The 17,071-nt window shown below is 61.4% G+C and carries 13 protein-coding genes; 7 read left to right on the top strand and 6 right to left on the bottom strand.

The genetic code is table 11. The features are described 5' to 3' along the window. Positions 1–15 precede the first annotated feature (15 nt). Positions 16–1,329 (bottom strand): ATP-binding protein, encoded by a 1,314-nt coding sequence (locus ABWL43_RS01235; RefSeq protein ID WP_145159800.1) that lies wholly within the window; start codon positions 1,327–1,329, stop codon positions 16–18. Between the two features lie 116 nt (positions 1,330–1,445). Continuing rightward, on the bottom strand, positions 1,446–2,186 hold the full coding sequence (gene ompR / locus ABWL43_RS01230; protein WP_053255745.1) for a two-component system response regulator OmpR: 741 nt from the start codon (positions 2,184–2,186) through the stop codon (positions 1,446–1,448). A 356-nt stretch (positions 2,187–2,542) separates the two neighbouring features. Here ompR and ABWL43_RS01225 point away from each other — a divergent pair, with 356 nt between their 5' ends. The 7 genes from ABWL43_RS01225 to tauD all read left to right on the top strand — a co-directional run bounded on the left by ABWL43_RS01225 (position 2,543) and on the right by tauD (position 10,753). Further along, on the top strand, positions 2,543–4,867 hold the full coding sequence (locus ABWL43_RS01225; RefSeq protein ID WP_119738198.1) for a Tex family protein: 2,325 nt from the start codon (positions 2,543–2,545) through the stop codon (positions 4,865–4,867). Beyond that, the gene (locus ABWL43_RS01220; protein WP_404486337.1) at positions 4,867–5,250 is read left to right on the top strand and encodes a PaaI family thioesterase; all 384 of its coding nucleotides are present in this window, start codon (positions 4,867–4,869) and stop codon (positions 5,248–5,250) included. Before ABWL43_RS01225 ends, ABWL43_RS01220 begins: the two co-directional genes overlap by 1 nt. A gap of 214 nt (positions 5,251–5,464) precedes the next feature. Beyond that, positions 5,465–7,048 (top strand): glutamate--cysteine ligase, encoded by a 1,584-nt coding sequence (gene gshA, locus ABWL43_RS01215; protein WP_404486335.1) that lies wholly within the window; start codon positions 5,465–5,467, stop codon positions 7,046–7,048. 248 nt (positions 7,049–7,296) lie between these two features. Continuing rightward, positions 7,297–8,274 (top strand): taurine ABC transporter substrate-binding protein, encoded by a 978-nt coding sequence (gene tauA, locus ABWL43_RS01210; RefSeq protein WP_145159794.1) that lies wholly within the window; start codon positions 7,297–7,299, stop codon positions 8,272–8,274. A gap of 18 nt (positions 8,275–8,292) precedes the next feature. Beyond that, the gene (gene tauB / locus ABWL43_RS01205; RefSeq protein WP_404486333.1) at positions 8,293–9,072 is read left to right on the top strand and encodes a taurine ABC transporter ATP-binding subunit; all 780 of its coding nucleotides are present in this window, start codon (positions 8,293–8,295) and stop codon (positions 9,070–9,072) included. Next, on the top strand, positions 9,069–9,905 hold the full coding sequence (gene tauC, locus ABWL43_RS01200; protein ID WP_404486331.1) for a taurine ABC transporter permease TauC: 837 nt from the start codon (positions 9,069–9,071) through the stop codon (positions 9,903–9,905). Before tauB ends, tauC begins: the two co-directional genes overlap by 4 nt. A gap of 11 nt (positions 9,906–9,916) precedes the next feature. After that, positions 9,917–10,753 carry a taurine dioxygenase gene (gene tauD / locus ABWL43_RS01195; protein ID WP_404486329.1) on the top strand — a complete coding sequence of 279 codons (837 nt, stop codon included), beginning with the start codon at positions 9,917–9,919 and terminating at the stop codon, positions 10,751–10,753. A 212-nt stretch (positions 10,754–10,965) separates the two neighbouring features. Here the strand turns inward: tauD and mgrA are convergent, their stop codons facing one another. The 4 genes from mgrA to epsC form a co-directional block, all read right to left on the bottom strand. Next, the gene (mgrA, locus tag ABWL43_RS01190; RefSeq protein ID WP_369301786.1) at positions 10,966–12,003 is read right to left on the bottom strand and encodes an L-glyceraldehyde 3-phosphate reductase; all 1,038 of its coding nucleotides are present in this window, start codon (positions 12,001–12,003) and stop codon (positions 10,966–10,968) included. A 108-nt stretch (positions 12,004–12,111) separates the two neighbouring features. Then, positions 12,112–13,461: an OprD family outer membrane porin gene (locus tag ABWL43_RS01185; protein ID WP_145159784.1), complete on the bottom strand. Its 1,350-nt coding sequence runs from the start codon at positions 13,459–13,461 to the stop codon at positions 12,112–12,114. Positions 13,462–13,699: 238 nt separating this feature from the next. Continuing rightward, positions 13,700–15,661 (bottom strand): choline transporter BetT, encoded by a 1,962-nt coding sequence (betT, locus tag ABWL43_RS01180; RefSeq protein WP_178119672.1) that lies wholly within the window; start codon positions 15,659–15,661, stop codon positions 13,700–13,702. 416 nt (positions 15,662–16,077) lie between these two features. Continuing rightward, positions 16,078–17,004 carry a serine O-acetyltransferase EpsC gene (epsC, locus tag ABWL43_RS01175; RefSeq protein ID WP_404486327.1) on the bottom strand — a complete coding sequence of 309 codons (927 nt, stop codon included), beginning with the start codon at positions 17,002–17,004 and terminating at the stop codon, positions 16,078–16,080. Between the last annotated feature and the right edge of the window lie 67 nt (positions 17,005–17,071).

Here is a 17,071-nt window from a genome sequence, read left to right as displayed (position 1 = left end):
GATCTTTGTTGTTTGTTAGACAGCGTCCCTGGGCAGCATCAGCCCCAACGGCAAGCGCACCCGTGCTTCCAGACCACCGTCCGGCCGGTTGCGCAATTCAACATTGCCGCCGTGCATTGAAGCAATCCGCCGCACAATCGCTAATCCCAAGCCCGTGCCCTTGCCACCCCGGGCACGGTCACCACGGGTGAACGGGTTGAAGATGCCTTCCAGTTCCGCCGGGTCGATCCCCGTACCGCGGTCCATCACACTCAACACCACATAAGGCGCAGTACTGTCGCCGGACACATACGCCGCCACTTCCACATCGGAACCGGCATGGTGCAAGGCGTTGCCGATGAGGTTGTTGAGCAGGCGTTTCATCGACACCCGCCGCAAGGCAAACGGCTGAATCGGCTCCAGGCGCATGCGCACCTGTTCGCCATTCTGGTTGTAGGGCGCCACCACCTCGCGCACCAGGTCCGTCAGGTCGACTTCCTCGACCACTTCGTCGCGGCCATCACGGATAAACGCCAGGAACTGATCGAGAATCGCGTCCATGTCTTCGATGTCACGCACCATGTCATCCGTGAGGTCGTTATGGTTGCCCATCAACTCCAGGGACAACCGCAACCGTGTCAACGGTGTGCGCAGGTCGTGAGACACGCCCGCCAGCATCAGCTCGCGTTCGCGCCCGGCCTGTTCAACGTCTTCCGCCATCTGGTTGAAGGCGCCATACACTTCGGTCATCTCACTGGGCGTATCGCTGACCGGCAGGCGCACACTGCGCCCCTGCCCCAGTTGGCGCGCGGCAAAGACCAGGCGTTTGAGTGGCTGGTTGAGCTGGCGCACGAAAATCCAGGCGGACGCCGTTGAAAGCAAGCCAATCGCCAGGAACCAGCCCAGCACGTTCCAGATCTTCTGTCCCCGCAACGGGTGCGGGTAAAGCGGCACTTTGATCCACGCGTCGCCCAGGCTCGGCGCCCTCACCCACAGCGCAGGCGAAACATGCATGCGCAATCGCACCTCGGTGTCGTCCCCCAGCTCAGCCTGCATCTGGCGCTGATAAATCTCGCTGTAGGGCCAATGCTGCTCGCCTTCAGGTACACCGGCGCCGTCGACTCTAATCAGCGTCGATGCCTTGGCCACCTTTTCACGGTTTTCGGGATCGACGGCCCAATAGGCACGAAGCGTCAGGGCGACGCCGTGGCTGTACTGCCGATCCACCAGCACGTCTTCGTTCATCAACAGATAAACCAGCGTCAGTGCCTTGGAAAACAGAACGACGATCAGCACCAGCCAAAGGGTGCGTGAAAAGAAACTTTGCGGGAACCACAACGGGGTTTTCATAGGAAACGGCTGGACACCTTGCAGAAACGAGCGGCGCTCGCAGAATTGCAGACGCCGGGCATCCCGTTGACTCTCATGGAGTCAAACGCCGGATGCCCGCGCCTGCAAATCATCGGTCACTTGGTTGCGGTGCCATCCGGCACGAACACATAACCCACACCCCACACCGTCTGGATATAGCGTGGCTTGGACGGGTCCGGCTCGATCATGCGGCGCAGACGGGAAATCTGCACGTCGATGGAGCGCTCCAGAGCATCCCACTCCCGGCCACGGGCCAGGTTCATCAGTTTGTCGCGCGTCAGCGGCTGGCGCGCGTTCATCACCAGGGCCTTTAGTACGGCGAACTCACCGGTGGTCAGCATGTGCACTTCTTCGCCACGCTTGAGCTCACGGGTGGCCAGCGACAGTTCATAGTCGCCAAAGGTGACGCTTTCGTCTTCGCTGCCTGGCGCGCCGGGTACCGGGGCTGCCTGACGGCGCAACACGGCTTTGACCCGGGCCATCAGCTCGTCCGGGTTGAACGGCTTGGCCAGGTAATCATCAGCGCCCAGCTCAAGGCCCTTGATGCGGCTCAGCTCATCGCCCTTGGCGGTAAGCATGATGATGGGAATCTGGTTGTTCGCACCGCGCAGGCGTTTGCAGGCGGTGAGGCCGTCTTCGCCGGGCAGCATCAGGTCGAGTACGACCAGATTGAACACTTCGCGCCCCAACAGGCGGTCCATCTGCTCGGTGTTCGGCACCGCGCGGGCACGGTAGCCCTTGGAGTTGAAAAAACGCTCCAGCAGGCTGCTCAGCCCCGGATCGTCATCAACGATGAGAATTTTTTCGCCTTCAGCAGTTTGTGCAGTGCTGCTCATTAGATGCTCCTCTTATCTCGGCGCGCATTATGGCGTAGCTGCCGTTATACGCACCGTGTGCATTGTTAGCAGATTTTTCCTCTACCGCCAGCGAACGCGCGCCCTGCAACCTTCGGCGCAATCCCCCCCAGCTGCAGAACGCTGGTTATAATGCGCCGCCTTTGCGCTGAGCAATGTCAGACTTTACTGCTTGCTGCCTCGCTATTTTTTACCGCGACGGGCAGCAATTTTCCGATTTCGAGGGTCAACAGGCTGCCTTTTGACCCAGGTAGCGGCGCCAGTCGGGCCGCTCAACCAGCCTTGCAACGCCTTGTTTTCCGGGCCTGCGAGCTGCTTTCAGAATTTCAGGTGGTTTTATGGACAGCATCAACAGCCGCATCGCCGAGGAACTCGGCGTACGCCCACAACAGGTCGAAGCGGCCGTCGCTCTACTGGATGAAGGCTCCACGGTGCCCTTCATCGCCCGTTACCGTAAAGAAGTGACCGGCAGCCTCGACGACATCCAGCTGCGGCACCTGGAAGAGCGCTTGCGCTACCTGCGAGAACTCGACGAACGGCGCATCAGCATCCTCGCCAGCATCGAGGAGCAAGGCAAGCTGACCCCGCAACTGGAACGCGACATCAAACTCGCCGACACCAAGACCCGCCTCGAAGACCTTTACCTGCCGTACAAACAGAAGCGCCGCACCAAGGGCCAGATCGCCCTGGAAGCCGGCCTGGGTGACCTGGCGGACGGCCTGTTCAACGACCCGTCGCTGACCCCGGAAACCGAAGCCGCGCGCTTCATCAACGCCGAAAAAGGCGTCGCCGACGTCAAGGCGGCCCTCGAAGGCGCCAAGTACATCCTCATGGAGCGTTTTGCCGAAGACGCCAACTTGCTGGAAAAACTGCGTAACTACCTGAAACAGGAAGCCACCCTCAGCGCCCGCGTCATCGCCGGCAAAGAAGAGGAAGGCGCCAAGTTCCGCGACTATTTCGAGCACGACGAACCGCTCAAGAGCATGCCGTCGCACCGCGCACTGGCCATTTTCCGCGGCCGCAACGAAGGTATTCTCAGCTCCGCGCTGAAGGTCGGCGACGAGCTGCCGGGCACCATGCACCCGTGCGAAGGCATGATCGGTCAACAATTCGGCATCCAGAATCAGAACCGTCCGGCGGACAAGTGGCTCGGTGAAGTCGTGCGCTGGACCTGGAAGGTCAAGCTCTACACCCACCTGGAAACCGACCTGCTCGGCGAGCTGCGCGACGGCGCCGAAACCGAAGCGATCAATGTTTTCGCCCACAACCTGCACGACCTGCTGCTGGCCGCGCCGGCCGGCCCGCGTGCGACCCTGGGCCTCGATCCGGGCCTGCGTACCGGCTGCAAAGTGGCCGTGGTCGACGCCACGGGCAAGCTGCTGGACCACGCCACCGTGTATCCGCACGTGCCGCACAACAAGTGGGACCAGACCCTCGCCATCCTGGCCGCGCTGTGCGCCAAGCACGCCGTGGACCTGATCGCCATCGGCAACGGCACCGCCAGCCGTGAAACCGACAAGCTGGCCGCCGAGCTGATCAAAAAATACCCAGCCATGAAGATGACCAAAGTCATGGTCTCCGAGGCCGGCGCGTCGGTGTACTCGGCGTCGGAACTGGCCTCCAAGGAATTCCCGGACCTCGACGTATCGATCCGTGGCGCCGTCTCCATTGCTCGCCGCCTGCAAGACCCGCTGGCCGAGCTGGTGAAGATCGACCCTAAATCCATCGGTGTGGGCCAGTACCAGCACGACGTGTCGCAGCTGAAACTGGCACGCGGTCTGGATGCGGTGGTGGAAGACTGCGTGAACAAGGTCGGCGTGGATGTGAACACTGCCTCTGTCGCTCTGCTGGCCCGTATTTCCGGCCTCAACTCCACGCTGGCGCAGAACATCGTCACTCACCGCGACGAAAACGGCGCGTTCAAAACCCGCGCTGCGCTGAAAAAAGTCGCACGCCTGGGCGAAAAAACCTTTGAACAGGCCGCCGGCTTCCTACGCGTAATGAACGGCGACAACCCGCTGGACGCTTCGGCGGTTCACCCGGAAGCCTACCCGCTGGTACAGCGCATTGCTGCCGAGACCGACCGCGACATCCGCTCGCTGATCGGCGACGCCGCGTTCCTCAAGCGCCTGGATCCAAAGAAGTACACCGACGAAACCTTCGGCGTGCCGACCATCACCGACATTCTGCAAGAGCTGGAAAAACCTGGCCGTGACCCGCGTCCCGAGTTCAAGACCGCCGAGTTCCAGGACGGCGTCGAAGACCTCAAGGACTTGCAATTGGGCATGATCCTCGAAGGCGTGGTCACCAACGTGACCAACTTCGGCGCGTTTGTGGACATCGGCGTGCATCAGGACGGTTTGGTGCATATCTCCGCGCTTTCGGAGAAGTTCATCAAAGACCCTCGCGAAGCGGTGAAAGCCGGTGATGTGGTCAAGGTCAAGGTCATGGAAGTCGACATTCCACGCAAACGCGTTGGCTTGTCGATGCGCATGAGCGACACCCCCGGCGAGAAAATCGACGGTGCCCGTGGCGCTCGCCCAGGCTCGGCGCCACGCCAGTCGCAGAACAACGCACCGCGCAAAGAAACCGCCACCGCAGCGCCTAGCAACAACGCGATGGCGTCGCTGTTCGCCAACGCCAAACAGTTGAAGAAACGCTGATGGAAATCCCGGCCGGTTTGACCCAGAGCGCGTTCAGCGAGCTGATCGGCTGTCGCCTGCAACGCCTGGACGAGGGCGTTGCCGAGGTGGCCCTGACCCTGGAGCCGCAGCTGCGCAACCGTGCAGGCAAGCTCCACGGCGGGGCGATTTTCAGCCTGGTGGACATCACCATGGGGCTGGCCTGTTCCAGCTCCCATGGCTTCGACCAGCAGAGCGCGACCATCGAGTGCAAAATCAACTATATCCGTGCCGTGTCAGACGGCGACGTGCTGTGCACCAGCCGTATTATCCACGCAGGTCGACGCACGTTGGTGGTTGAAGCAGAGGTGTATCAGGACGACAAACTGGTCGCAAAAGCACAAGGCACATTCGCTGTCCTATAGCTCCCCGCCCTCGATTTGAGTTAATTTCGGCGCTGCGACAACAGCGTCGGAATTTTCTTGCTGCGCTATAGCCCAATTCATGGAGTGAAGTAGGCTTTTTCAAAGCGGGTCAAATCGACTCAAAACCAGGCGATAACGCCAGTTTTAACTTCACCCTTGTAGACCGTCCTGCCCACCCCCATATTGGGGCGACTGACGCGTGAAGGAATCCAACTTGAGCGAACTTCTCAACCGCCGCCTGGCCCTGCTCGGCAAGCGCGAACACCTCTCCCTGCTAGAGCAATGCTTGCACGGCATCGAGCGCGAATGCCTACGCGTCACGGGTGAGGGTCGCCTGGCACAAACGCCGCACCCCGAAGCCCTGGGCGCCGCGTTGACCAACGAATTGATCACCACCGACTACTCGGAATCGCTGCTGGAGTTCATCACCCCAGCCCTGCCCAACCCGGCCGATACCCTGAGCAGCCTGGACAAGATCCATCGCTTTGCCTACAGCAAACTCGGCAACGAGTACCTGTGGAGCCCGTCGATGCCGTGCCCGTTGCCGGCCGAGGAAGATATTCCGATTGCCTACTACGGCACCTCCAATATCGGCCAGCTCAAATACGTTTACCGCAAGGGCCTGGCCCTGCGTTACGGCAAGACCATGCAGTGCATCGCCGGCATTCACTACAACTTTTCCCTGCCGGAGCAGTTGTGGCCCTTGCTCAAGGAGACTGAAGGTTTCGTCGGCACCGACCGCGACTACCAGTCCACGGCCTACATTGCGTTGATCCGTAACTTCCGTCGCTACAGCTGGCTGCTGATGTACCTGTTCGGTGCCTCGCCAGCGCTGGACGCCGGTTTCCTGCGCGGTCGCTCGCACCAGTTGGAAGTGCTGGACGCCGACACGCTGTACCTGCCGTACGCCACCAGCTTGCGCATGAGCGACCTGGGTTACCAGAGCAACGCCCAGGCCGGCCTCACGCCGTGCTACAACGATCTGGCGAGCTACACCGACAGCCTGCGCGAAGCGGTGGCAACGCCCTACGCGCCCTACGTCGAAGTCGGCACCCATAAGGACGGTGAGTGGGTTCAGCTCAACACCAACATCCTGCAGATCGAAAACGAGTACTACTCCAACATTCGCCCCAAGCGCGTGACCTACACCGGCGAGCGCCCCATCCAGGCGCTGGTGGCCCGTGGCATCCAGTACATCGAAGTGCGTTGCCTGGACATCAACCCGTTCCTGCCGATGGGTATCGACCTGCCGGAGTCGCGCTTCCTCGACGCGTTCCTGCTGTATTGCGCACTGAACGACAGCCCGCTGTTCGCCAACAACGAGTGCGGCAATGCCACCTCCAACTTCCTCAGCGTGGTCAAGGAAGGCCGCCGTCCGGGCCTGCAATTGCAGCGTCAGGGCCAGCCTGTGGACATGAAGGAATGGGCCACCGAGCTGCTGGAGCAGATTGCGCCGTTGGCGGCGTTGCTGGATCAGAGCCATGGCATTACCGAGCACAGCGAGGCGCTGGACGCTCAGTTGGCGAAGGTCAAGGATCCGTCCCTGACGCCGTCGGCCCAAGTGTTGGCAGCGATGGCCGAGCGCAAGGAAAGCTTTGCGCAATTCTCCCTGCACCAGAGCGAGGTGCACGCCGAGCATTTCCGTAAAGAGCCGCTGCCAGCCGACGAGCAGGCGCGTTTTGAAGAACTGGCGCGCACGTCGCTGGCGCAACAGGCGGAACTGGAGCAGAACGAGGTCGGCGACTTTGATGTGTTCGTCGGGTCGTACCAGGCGAGCATCCTGGCGATCAGTAACTAACTGAAGCCGAACCCGGCTCAACATGTGGGGGGGCTTGCCCCCGATAGCAGAGTGTCAGTCACCTATCAGTGATTGATCTACCGCCATCGGGGGCAAGCCCCCTCCCACATTTGCCCTCGTCTGATTGAATACCTGCGGTCACTCTTCTTCTAATAAGCTAATTCGAAAACGTTATTTATTTTCGAGTTCTTAGATCATTTAGTCTCCTCACACGCCGACCCTCGGCCGCCTGATTGAGGAGCTTCCCCTTGAAACTGCTTACCCCTCTGCGCCTCTTGGCTGCATTGTCCCTGGCCGGTGCCAGCCTGTTTGCCCAGGCGGCAGATGTCACCATCGCTTATCAAACCACCGTAGACCCGGCGAAAGTCGCCCAGGCCGACGGCGCGTACGAAAAAGCCACTAACGCCAAGATCGACTGGCGCAAATTCGACAATGGCGCCGACATCATCGCCGCCATCGCTTCCGGCGACGTGCAGATCGGCTACCTCGGTTCCAGCCCGCTGACCGCTGCCGTCACCCGCAAAGTCCCGGTGGAAACCTTCCTCGTCGCCACCCAGATCGGCGGCGCCGAAGCCTTGGTGGCGCGCAATGGTTCGGGGATCAACAGCCCGCAGGACCTGATCGGCAAAAAGATCGCCGTGCCGTTCGTGTCCACCGGCCACTACAGCCTGTTGGCCGCGCTGAAGCACTGGAACATCGACCCTTCGAAAGTGACCATCCTCAACCTCGCGCCACCGGCCATCATCGCCGCCTGGAAGCGCGGCGACATCGACGCCACCTACGTGTGGGACCCCGCCCTGGGCGTGGCCAAGGAAAACGGCAAGGTGCTGATCACCTCCGGCGAACTGGCCAAGTTCGGCGCGCCGACTTTCGATGCGTGGATCGTGCGCAAAGACTTCGCCGAGAAGCACCCGGAAATCGTCACCGCTTTCGCCAAAGTCACGCTGGACGCCTACGCCGCATACCGCAAAGACCCACAAGCGTGGCTCGCCGACACAGGCAACGTCGACAAGCTGGTCAAGCTTTCCGGCGCCAAGGCCAGTGACATCCCGCTGCTGCTGCAAGGCAACGTCTACCCGCTGGCCGCTGATCAGGTGACCCTGCTGGGCGCCCCGACCACCAAGGCTGTGACCGACACCGCCGCGTTTCTCAAGGAGCAAGGCAAAGTCGACGCCGTGCTGCCGGACTACGCCCCTTACGTCAGCGCCAAGTTCATCACTCACTGATTCAAGGAGTTCATTGCGATGGCCTTGCTACAACTGGAGCGCATCAGCGCACAGTACCCAGGCGCCACAGAACCGGTACTGTCTGATATTTCACTGGACCTTGGGCCCCAGCAATTGCTGGTGGCCCTCGGCCCGTCCGGCAGTGGCAAGACCTCGCTGTTGAACCTGATTGCCGGTTTCGTCGAACCCTCTGCCGGGCGTATCACCCTCGACGGCGTGCCGGTCAAAGGCCCCAGCGCCGAGCGCGGCGTGGTGTTCCAGGACGACGCCTTGCTGCCCTGGCAGGACGTGTTGGCCAACGTCGGTTTCGGCCTTGAACTGGCCGGCGTGCCCAAGGCCCAGCGCGAAATCCGCGCCCGGGAAATGCTCGCGCTGGTCGACCTCGCCGGTTTCGACAGTCGCCGTATCTGGCAACTCTCCGGCGGCCAAAAGCAACGCGTGGGCCTGGCCCGCGCGCTGGCGGCCGACCCGCGTGTATTGCTGATGGACGAACCCTTCGGCGCCCTCGACGCCTTCACCCGCGAACAGATGCAGGAATTGCTCCTGCAAGTCTGGCGGCGCACGGCCAAGCCGGTGTTCCTGATTACCCACGACATCGAAGAGGCGGTGTTCCTCGCCACCGATTTGATCCTGTTGGCGCCCAACCCGGGCCAGATCGTCGAGCGTCTGCACCTGGACTTCGGCCAGCGCTACGCCGCCGGTGAATCGGCGCGCGCGATCAAGTCCGACCCACGCTTTATCGAAACCCGCGAGCACGTGCTGGGCAAAGTGTTCTCGCAACGGCAGGTGTCCGCATGAGCAGTTACGAACTCCCCGCCACCGCCGCCAAGCCGGTGGCTCACGCCGTTATTCCGGTGCGTCGCAGCCTGAGCACACGCTGGATCAGCGTGCTCACGTTGTTTGCCTTGTTGGCACTCTGGTGGGCGGTGACTGCCACCGGTTTGATCGAACCGCTGTTCCTGCCACCACCGTCCGCCGTGCTGCAAAAAGGCTGGCTGCTGGCGACCACCGGCTACATGGATTCCACCTTGTGGCAGCACTTGGGCGCGAGCCTGCAGCGCATCGGTCTGGGGCTGGGTTTTGCGGTGCTGACCGCCGTGCCGGTGGGCATTGCCATCGGTGCCAACCGTATTGCGCGCGGCATTCTCGACCCGCTGATTGAATTTTACCGGCCGATTCCACCGCTGGCTTATCTGCCGCTGATCGTGATCTGGTGCGGCATCGGCGAATTGTCCAAGGTGCTGCTGATTTACCTCGCGATCTTCGCGCCTATCGCCATCGCCACCGCGACCGGCGTGCGCACCGTCGACCCGGCCAAGCTGCGGGCCGCGCAGTCGTTGGGCGCCACCCGTGCCCAATTGATTCGCCACGTGATCCTGCCGAGCGCCCTGCCCGAGATCCTCACCGGTGTGCGCATCGGCCTGGGCGTAGGCTGGTCGACCTTGGTTGCGGCCGAGTTGATCGCCGCCACCAGCGGCCTGGGTTTTATGGTGCAGTCGGCGGCGCAGTTCCTGGTCACCGATGTGGTGGTGCTGGGGATTCTGGTGATCGCCCTGATCGCCTTCGCCATGGAAATGGGCCTGCGTGCCCTGCAGCGTAAATGGGTGCCTTGGCATGGCCAGGCACATTGAGTGAGAAGAGCATGAGCAGCCTGACCGTTACGCCATTAAGCACCGCCCTGGGCGCCCAGATCAGTGGCGTCGATATCACCCAGCCGCTGAACCTGGAACAGCGCGACGCCATCGAGCAGGCGTTGCTCACCCACTCGGTACTGTTCTTCCGTGGCCAAGCCGTCACCCCGCAGCAACAGGCGCGGTTCGCGGCAAATTTTGGCGACCTGCACATTCACCCGATTTACCCCAACGTGCCGGAGCAGCCCGAAGTGCTGATCCTGGATACCGCCGTGACCGACGTGCGTGACAACGCCGTATCGCACACCGACGTGACCTTCCTGCCCACGCCGGCCCTCGGCGCGGTGCTCAGCGCCAAGCTGCTGCCGGCGTTTGGTGGCGACACGTTGTGGGCCAGTGGCATTGCGGCGTATGAGGCGCTGTCGGCGCCGTTCAAGCGCTTGCTCGATGGCCTGACTGCCACACACGACTTCACCAAATCCTTCCCGCTGGAGCGTTTTGGCAACACCGCCGAAGACCTGGCGCGCTGGGAAGAAACCCGCAAGAAAAACCCGCCGCTGTCGCACCCGGTAGTGCGCACGCACCCGGTGAGTGGGCGCAAGTCGCTGTTTGTCAGTGATGGGTTTACCACCAAGATCAATGAGCTGGAGCCGGCCGAAAGCGAAGCGATTTTGAAGCTGTTGTTTGCTCATGCGACACGGCCAGAATTCACCATCCGCTGGCGCTGGCAGGAGAATGACGTAGCGTTCTGGGACAACCGCGTGACCCAGCATTACGCGGTCGATGACTACCGGCCGCAACGGCGGGTGATGCACCGCGCAACGATTCTGGGCGACGTGCCCTTTTAAGCCAGGCACCACATTCATCGACTGACCCACCGCCATCGCGGGCAAGCCCGGCTCCCACAGTGATCGAGTCGTGGCGAATAAATTTGCCACGCTGAAGAGCAAAAATGTGGGAGGGGACTTGTCCCCGATAGCGCTGGGTCAGTCAACGGGTCACGTGACTGACACCGCCATCGGGGGCAAGCCCCCTCCCACATTGGCCCGGTGCTATCAGGTTATTCAGCGGTCGATGGTTTTTCCCACAGGTTGATCCCGCCTTCCTGGGCAAACCGATCGATTTCCGCCAGTTCCTCGACACTGAAGCTCAAGTTCTGCAGCGCCCCGACGTTTTCAATGATCTGCTCCGGCCGGCTTGCGCCGATCAGCGCACTGGTCACCCGTGGGTCACGCAGGGTCCAGGCCAGCGCCAGTTGCGCCAGGCTCTGGCCGCGACGCTTGGCGATTTCATTCAGCGCGCGCACGTGGGCGATGTTGGCTTCGGACAAGTGCTTGGCCTGCAGCGAACCACCCCCTGGACGATTAACCCGCGCATCCGCCGGCACGCCGTTGAGGTACTTGTCGGTGAGCAAACCCTGGGCCAGCGGCGTGAACGCAATCACCCCGGCACCGAGTTCTTCGGTGGTGTCCAGCAGGTCTTTTTCCACCCAGCGATTGAGCAGGTTGTAGGCCGGTTGGTGGATCAGCAACGGCACTTTCCATTCTTGAAGCAGCGCAGCCATCTCGCGGGTTTTCACGCCGGAATAAGACGAGATACCGATGTACAGCGCCTTGCCCTGTTGCACGGCGGTGGCGAGGGCGCTGGCGGTTTCTTCCAGCGGCGTGTCGGCATCAAAACGGTGGGAGTAAAAAATATCCACGTAGTCGACGCCCAGGCGTTGCAGGCTCTGGTCCAGGCTCGCCAATACGTATTTGCGCGAACCGCCGCCCTGGCCATAAGGGCCGGGCCACATGTCCCAGCCGGCTTTGCTGGAGATGATCAGCTCATCGCGATAGTGCTTGAAGTCTTCGCGCAGCAAACGGCCGAAGTTGATCTCGGCGCTGCCGTAGGGCGGGCCGTAGTTGTTGGCCAGGTCGAAGTGGTTGATGCCCAGGTCGAACGCGGTGCGCAGCAACGCGCGCTGGGTGTCGATCGGGGTGCTGTCGCCAAAGTTGTGCCACAGCCCCAGGGACAGTGCAGGCAGCACCAATCCACTGCGGCCTACGCGGCGATAAGGGATAGATTCATAGCGGTTTTCGGCAGCAATGTACGTCATCGAATCCTCTCTGGGCTTAGGGCAAATAAGGCCTGGGAATAAGGTTATTCCCAGGCCTTTTAAGCCGCTGAATCGCTTAACTATGCCCGTCTCTTTTACAGCAATTTCCTACCAAAGTGGAACGACGTAGCTGACATAGAATCGGTTTTCATCTTGCACAGTGGCACCGGTAATGTCCGGGCTGGCGTGGGCATTTTTCCAGGTTACGCCCAGGCCCTTGAGGGTGCCGGTGGGTACTTGGTAGGCCACCGCGATGTTGCGTTCCCATTCGCTGGTGTCGCCCTGCGCAGTGCGGATGTCATCGCCGTGGGCATAGGCGGCAGAGAATGTCAGGCCGGTGAGGCCCAGCTTGCCGAAGTCATATTTGTACTGCGCCAGCCAGGTACGCTCGCCGGCGTGCTGGAATTTGTTCAGCTGCATGTTGGTCAGCGCCGGCGTGTCCGCACCTGAACCTGGGCCCTGGCGTGCGTCACCGCTGTTCAGGCCCGAATCCAGGTACGGGAAGTCGCTGTCGCCGCTGTTTTTCTGGATACCAAGGCCAACGGTATGGCCGTCCAGGCTGTAGCTCTCCAGCAAGCTGGCGGTGGTCTGGTTGATGCGGCCTTTGCTGGTGCCGTCACCGTAGAGGCCGGCCCCGGCGAAGTCTTTGTCGCCATCGGCGTTGGCGCCCACACCCAGGCTGCGGAACACGCGCACGTCGGTGTCGAATGCACCCACGGCCACCGCGTCATGCCGCTTGGCACCGAGGAAGAACTGCTGGTAGTAATCCTCAAGGTTGGAATACCACAGGCTGACGGTGGTGTTCTGAATGCCGGTGTAGTCCGCACCGCCGAACAGGAAGCGGTCGCTTTCTTTGGTGCCACCGGCGGTGATCATGCCTTGGTCGCCGGTTTCGTTGCGGATCTTGGTCTTGAAGATATCGCCGCCGGTGAAGGTGAAATCGCTAAGGTCCTTGGACACCAGCTGCACACCGGTGTTGGTCTGCTGGTACAGGCGCCCGTCGGTGTTGGCCAGCACCGGGTTGTTGCCGTACAGCGTGCCCACGCGCAGCTCATCCTTGGCAAAGCGCATCTTGAACGTGGGGCTCAGCACGCCAAACTGGTCGGCGGATTTGCCGTCGTCCAACGGGAACATGCTGCCGGGGTAGCGGCCCTGGTGATCCTTGTCATTGAGGTCACCACCGGAATCCAGTTTCAAGCCATAGAAGGCCTGCAGATCAAGGCCAAAACCAACCGGCCCATCGGTGTAGCCCGACTTGAAGTTGAACTCGAAACCCTGGCCCCAATCACGAATGCTGTGGGCCTTGGCGTTGCTGTTCACCACATCACGCCCTTGCTGGTTGAGGTAGCGGTTGAGCAAGGTCACATCGGCGTGGCTGTCGTCGATAAAATCGGCGTGGGCGGACAGCATAAAGCTCGCCATGGCGACACCCACCACGGGGCTTATTAACGTCTTCATTGTTACCGGTCTCCGTCACTGTTCTGAAATGAAAGCGTCAAACGCTTCACACAATTACGCAGTGGCCAGATGACAGTTGCGCGTCAAAGCGCGGCTTCAACGAATGAAATTAAATTTAAGAAAGCCCCGTAGAACGGGGCTTTGCGGGCTTTTTTGTGGGAGCGGGCTTGCCCGCGATGCAGGCAACTCGGTGTCTCTCAAACACCGAGCTGATGCGTTCGCGGGCGAGCACAGGGAACTAGCGCACCAAGTGCAGGAACTGCAGGTGCCGCTCGTACTGGTCAAGGATGTCGTTGATGATCTGCTCCTTGGTGTAGCCCACCAGATCGTAGTCCTGACTGCCCTCGCTCAAGTGCACTTCCGCCCGGTAGTAACGGCGGTTGTTGAGCTGCTTGGAGCCCATGCCGCCGCGCGCAAACGACGGCGTGAAATAGCCACGCATCTGCACTTGATACACGAACGGATGCTCTTCGCCGTGGCCGATTTCCAGGCTGACGCTGTCGTTGGACGGGTCGGGCTGGGTGACGACGCTGAGGCCTTTTTCGACAAACACCGCCGTCACTTCTTCGATCGCCGGACGCACGGTGGTTTCAAGGAAGCGGTACACCTCATCGCGCGACGGAAAATGCACCGCCTGGCTCAGGCGCTGGCGCCAACCGCCGGTGCCCTTGCGTGAGCCCGATACCGGCGCCAGCGAATGCAACTGGGCAATCTGCTTTTGCGATTCGAGGTGGAACGCCTTGTGCAGCCCCCACATCATCAGCAGCAGGATCAGCGAGAACGGCAACGAGGTCAGCACCACCGCCGACTTCAGCGAATCGATGCTGCCGGCAAACAGCAAGGCACTGGTGACCAATGCAGTCATCGCGCCCCAGAACACGCGCAGCCATTTCGGCCCGTCTTCATCGGCGTTACCGCCTTTGGACGATAAGGTCGACAGCACCACGGTGCCGGAGTCGGCCGAGGTGACGAAGAACACGAAGCTGATGAACACCGTGACCGCGATGACCGTCTTGCTCCACGGGTAGGTTTCCAGCAGCAAGTAAAGGCTCATCGACGGGTCATCGATGGCCGACTGGCCGAGGGCGGTCAAGCCGTGGTTGAGCACTTGGTCGATGGCGCTGTTGCCGAAGATCGACATCCACGCCAGGGTAAAGCCCAGCGGGATCAGCAGCACGCCGAACACGAACTCACGGATGGTGCGCCCGCGGGAAATACGTGCGATGAACAGGCCCACGAACGGCGACCATGCAATCCACCAGGCCCAGTAGAACACCGTCCAACCGCCCAGCCAGTCGCTGGGTTTGTCGTAGGCGTACACATCGAAACTCTTGGTCGGCAAGGCGCCGAGGTAGTCGCCGATGTTCTGGATCAAGGTATTGAGCAAGTGCTGGGTGGGCCCGGCGAACAACACAAACAGCAGCAGCGCGCAGGCCAGCAGCATGTTGATGTCGGACATCACCCGCACGCCCTTGTCGACACCGGAGACGGCGACGAGGATCGCGGCGCCCATCATCAGCGTGATCAGGCCGACCTGAATCCACTGGGTGTGAGCAATGCCGAACAGGTAATCCAGCCCGGAATTGAGGTGCAACACGCCAAAGCCCATGTCGGCGCCCAGGCCGAACACGGTGGCGATGATGCCGAAGCCATCCACTGCGTAGCCGATGGGGCCGTTGATGCGTTTGCCGATCAGCGGGTACAGCGCCGAGCGCAGCGCCAGCGGCAGGTTATGCCGGTAGGCGAAATACGCCAGGGCCATGCCAACAAAAGCAAACACGCCCCAACCGTGCAGGCCCCAGTGCAGAAACAGGATCTGCATGGCCTGGCGCGCGGCATCGGCGTTCATCGGCGCGCCTTGGGGCGGCTGCACCAGGTGTGTCAGCGGCTCGGACACGCAGAAGAAGAACAGCGTGATGCTGATCCCGGCGGCGAACAGCATGCCGGCCCAGGACAGATAGCTGAATTCGGGCTCGTCGTGGTCGGCACCGAGTTTTATCTTGCCGTAGCCCGATAGCGCGGTGACCACCACGAAGACCAGATACAGCGTCATCGCGAGCATGTAGTACCAGCCGACCGTGTTGGCCGCCCAGTTTTGCGCAGCCAGCAGCCAGGCACCGGCCTGTTGCGGGATAGCGATGACGGTGATGCCAAATAGCAGGATGAAACTGGCGGCAAAGTAGAAGACGGGCGCATTCATGCGCACCATGCCGCTGGATGGGGTGGAAGATGCACTCATGAACGATGCACCCCTAGGGTGTGGGATATGGCTGTAAATAACGGACTCAGCAAAGGTAAGCCTCCTGTTGTGAGCGGGCAGCGAACCACCGGTTTAACTTGAACGAACATTCAAGTTAAACATGAATAGGCGGTTTGGGACTAATCGCAGGGCTGAGTGGTAGGTCATTCCTACACTAGCTCAGGGATTGGTATGACGGGTGCGCGAGGTAAATCGTTCAGCGATTTCGGGGAGAAACCTTCTCGGATTTGCAATGTGATCCAATGTGGGAGCTGGCTTGCCTGCGATGGCGGTGGGTCAGCAACACGTCTGTCGCCTGATACACCGCTATCGCAGGCAAGCCAGCTCCCACCTTCGACCAGCGCGTGGCTCAAAAACTATTTCTGCGCCCCATCCTCATGCTGCAAATTCGCCTGCGTGATATTCGCCCCCGCCGGCACACTGCGGGTCAGCCACACGTTGCCGCCAATCGTCGAGCCCTTGCCGATGGTGATCCGCCCCAGGATCGTCGCCCCGGCGTAGATCACCACATCATCTTCAACAATCGGATGGCGTGGATGGCCCTTCTGCAACTGCCCGTCCTCATCCGCCGGGAAGCGCTTGGCGCCCAACGTCACTGCCTGATAAATGCGCACCCGCTCGCCGATGATCGCGGTTTCGCCAATCACCACACCCGTCCCATGATCGATAAAGAAACTCTGGCCGATCTGCGCGCCCGGGTGAATGTCGATACCCGTGGCCGAGTGCGCGATCTCCGCGCTGATCCGCGCCAACAGCGGCAGCCCGGCGCGGTACAGATGGTGCGCCAGGCGATGGTGAATCACCGCCAGAATCCCCGGATAGCACAACAGCACTTCATCCACACTGCGCGCGGCGGGGTCGCCGTGGTAGGCGGCCAGCACGTCGGTGTCCAGCAGGCTGCGCAGCGACGGCAGGGCCAGGGCAAAATCCTGGATCAGGCGGATCGCCAGGGCATCGACCTCGCCGTCATCCTTGCCGCCCTGGCGTGCGGCGTAACGCAGCTCCAGGCGCGCCTGGCCGAGCAGGGCATTCAAGGCGACGTCGAGGGTGTGGCCGACGTAAAAGTCTTCACTTTCTTCACGCAAGTCCACCGGCCCCAGGCGCATCGGGAACAACGCGCCGCACAGCGACTCAAGAATCTGCGCCACGGCCTCGCGCGACGGCAATTCGCGGCCGCCGTGCTCGCCACTCAAGCGGCCATTGCGCGTTCGCCACTGGTCCCGGGCGCTGCGCAGCTGGCTGACGATGGTCTGCAATTGCCAATGGCTGGAACGCTCACTCACGGTATTCACTCCTGACGAATTGCCCATCACTTTACGGTATGCACCCAGACGGCCCTTAAGAACCAAT

The organism is Pseudomonas sp. HT11 (assembly GCF_044875395.1).
Taxonomy (GTDB): Bacteria; Pseudomonadota; Gammaproteobacteria; order Pseudomonadales; family Pseudomonadaceae; genus Aquipseudomonas.
This window is presented reverse-complemented; position numbering and strand designations above follow the sequence as displayed.

Excerpts from the sequence above, each read along its gene's own strand:
- ABWL43_RS01235 (WP_145159800.1), bottom strand. The coding sequence starts at position 1,329 with ATGAAAACCCCGTTGTGGTTCCCGCAAAGTTTCTTTTCACGCACCCTT.
- ompR (WP_053255745.1), bottom strand. The coding sequence starts at position 2,186 with ATGAGCAGCACTGCACAAACTGCTGAAGGCGAAAAAATTCTCATCGTT.
- ABWL43_RS01225 (WP_119738198.1), top strand. The coding sequence starts at position 2,543 with ATGGACAGCATCAACAGCCGCATCGCCGAGGAACTCGGCGTACGCCCA.
- ABWL43_RS01220 (WP_404486337.1), top strand. The coding sequence starts at position 4,867 with ATGGAAATCCCGGCCGGTTTGACCCAGAGCGCGTTCAGCGAGCTGATC.
- tauB (WP_404486333.1), top strand. The coding sequence starts at position 8,293 with ATGGCCTTGCTACAACTGGAGCGCATCAGCGCACAGTACCCAGGCGCC.
- tauC (WP_404486331.1), top strand. The coding sequence starts at position 9,069 with ATGAGCAGTTACGAACTCCCCGCCACCGCCGCCAAGCCGGTGGCTCAC.
- tauD (WP_404486329.1), top strand. The coding sequence starts at position 9,917 with ATGAGCAGCCTGACCGTTACGCCATTAAGCACCGCCCTGGGCGCCCAG.
- mgrA (WP_369301786.1), bottom strand. The coding sequence starts at position 12,003 with ATGACGTACATTGCTGCCGAAAACCGCTATGAATCTATCCCTTATCGC.
- ABWL43_RS01185 (WP_145159784.1), bottom strand. The coding sequence starts at position 13,461 with ATGAAGACGTTAATAAGCCCCGTGGTGGGTGTCGCCATGGCGAGCTTT.
- betT (WP_178119672.1), bottom strand. The coding sequence starts at position 15,661 with ATGAATGCGCCCGTCTTCTACTTTGCCGCCAGTTTCATCCTGCTATTT.